Source organism: Vreelandella olivaria (assembly GCF_023507745.1).
In the GTDB taxonomy this organism is placed as follows: domain Bacteria; phylum Pseudomonadota; class Gammaproteobacteria; order Pseudomonadales; family Halomonadaceae; genus Vreelandella; species Vreelandella olivaria_A.
This window is the reverse complement of sequence record NZ_JALPZO010000012.1, coordinates 1-1,112: the sequence shown is the minus strand read 5'-3', so window position 1 is coordinate 1,112 and position 1,112 is coordinate 1. Positions and strand designations below refer to the sequence as shown.

General features: G+C 65.5%; 1 protein-coding gene. It reads right to left on the bottom strand.

Going from position 1 to position 1,112, the window contains the following annotated elements; translation table 11 throughout:
- The coding region (locus tag HP566_RS00835; protein ID WP_249975359.1) for a hemagglutinin repeat-containing protein at positions 1-1,112 on the bottom strand (1,112 nt) is incomplete at both ends.

Below are 1,112 nucleotides of genomic sequence, written 5' to 3'. Positions count from 1 at the left end.
ACCGGCATTCACCATCGCGGCACCCATGGCATTGTTGATCAGGCCGCCGGCAGCGGGACCCGCCCAGGCGGCCGAGACGATGCTGACCGCCAGCGCGGCGCCCGGCCCGAGGCCAGACTGGGAGTAGTTCCAGCTGTCGTGGATGGCTTCCACCTGACGCCAGTCGATATCGCCACGCGCTTCCATCGCTTGCAGCCAAGCGAGGTCGGGATTGGCTTCGGCCATGGCGTCGATGGTTTGGCGCACGCTTTGCGCATTGACTTCCGGCACGTCGATGGTGATGCCTTGGGCAGCCTGGATGGCGAGTTCGCCCTGGTAGCGTAGCTCGCTCTGGCGCAGGGTCTCTTCGGTGCGGCCCTGGCCGGAGGCGGATTGCCAGGCGAAGTTGCCGCGGCTGCGCTCATGGGCTTCGCCGCGGATGTCGCTGGCGGTGTCGAAGTGGATGGCGCCTTCGCTAAGCAGAGCAAGGTCGCTGCCGGTCGTCAGGCGGGCGCCCTGGTAGGTCTGGTCGCCACCGCTGGCAATCAGCAGGTCACCACCGGCATCAATATCGGTGCCCACCGCGCGAACGTCATGCACTTCATCGCGCTGGTAGCGGCTGCTACTGAACAAACCACCGCGGCGGCTCGATTCATAGAAAGAGTAGTCTTCCTCCTGGGCGGTGAGCAGGTCGATCCGGTTGTCGGCCAGCAGGGCCGCGCTGCCATCGGCCTGCAACTGGCCGGCGGTCAGGCGCAGATCGTTACCGGCCTGCATCAGCAGGTCGCCGCCGGCATCGAGCGTGGTGTGCTGCACTTGGCTATGGCGCTCGATGGTGTGGGTGCGCCCTCGGCGCGTCTCTTCATATTGATGAGACAGACCTGCTTCGAGCTGGATATCGCGCCCGGCACTCAGTTCGAGGTCGTCACCGCTGGTGATCTCGGCGGCGCGGGTGGTGATGTCCTGCCCGGCGAGCAGTGCCAGGCTGCCACCGACGTTCAGTTGGATGCCGATTTCCTGGCTCTCACGTGTCGTGTTACGCCCCAAGAGGAAGTCGTCATGAGTGTCCAGGGAGTCGAGTGTCAGATCACGACCGGCGCTCAACACGCCGCTACCGCCAGCACTGACCTCGG